This is a genomic window from Oleiphilus sp. HI0125 (assembly GCF_001635355.1).
Genome location: NZ_LWGF01001516.1, coordinates 1 through 1,076, shown reverse-complemented (window position 1 = coordinate 1,076; position 1,076 = coordinate 1). Strand labels below are relative to the sequence as shown.

Annotated in this window: 1 protein-coding gene and 1 pseudogene; both read right to left on the bottom strand. The window is 45.4% G+C overall.

The window, feature by feature from the left end; all coding sequences use genetic code 11:
- A pseudogene (locus A3762_RS25430) lies at window positions 1–218 on the bottom strand (ABC transporter substrate-binding protein); the annotation flags it as partial.
- 29 nt (window positions 219–247) lie between these two features.
- Window positions 248–1,076: enoyl-CoA hydratase/isomerase family protein (locus A3762_RS25425; protein WP_068758202.1), on the bottom strand; the 829-nt coding region annotated here is incomplete at its 5' end.

Genomic DNA, 1,076 nt, shown 5'->3' with positions numbered 1-1,076 from the left:
GAGTCAAAAGTGCCGAAGCCCATTAAACGTAAAGTTCCGCCTTTTGGTTCGTTAGGGTTTACCCAGTCAAAATGTGTAAAGCCTTCATCGTATTTTGCAGAACCATAGAGAGAAAGCGCATGCCCTGAAATGATTGTTGGCTTAGGAGCTTCGGATTCACTGTGCGCGTGTTGGCTCAGTAATAGAAGGCTCAAAAGAATGAAAAGAGTGTTTGCCATAGTTTGAGCCTTAGGTCCTTTTAAGATGCTTAAAGTAAGTCGGTGATAGGGTTGGAAGACCAAGGGGGAGTATACAGGGCTTCCATTTCCGAGGCACTTACAGCACTAAAGTGTGCGTGTTGCCGTACTGGCTTTTTGTCTTTATCGATCAAAAGCGCTCTAACGCCTTCAGCAAACTCTGGGTGGCGCACAAGGTTGGTGGCAAGTATTAACTCAGAGCTGAATACTTCTTTCAAACTTGCGTATCGGAAACGTCTGAGTTGCTCGAAGATCACTAACATAGATTGTGGTGAGCCTGCATTCATCGTGGCAATCGCTTTGCTCAACCAAGGGCTTGCGTCTTTGATGCTATTTAGGTCATGAACAATATCGCCAAGCCCTCCTGTTTGGCATATGCCCTCGAGTAAACTCTCATGGTGCGATAAGTTCGAATCAACTGAGTTTTCGCAGCCAAGTTCGTAGATGATTTGGCTAACAAGCGCATGGTTATCTTTGGTTTTCCATGATGCAGCAGCCAAAGCGCTTTGTAAGCTTTCGAGTTTTTCGTTTGCAACGAAATGATCTGCGATGCCAAGTGTCAGCGCGTCCGTTGCATTAATACTTGCTCCTGTTAGCGCAAAGAATATTCCCAAACCACGTGGCATTCGACTCAAGAAATAAGTACCACCTACGTCAGGAAACAAACCAATGGTAATTTCGGGCATTGCGATGCGAGAAGTTTCCGTGACCACACGATGACTGGCTCCAGCCATCAACCCAAGTCCACCGCCCATGACAATGCCTTTGCCTAAACAGATGATTGGTTTTTCATAGGTGTGGATTAAATAATTGAGTTGGTACTCTTCTAAGAAGAAGGTT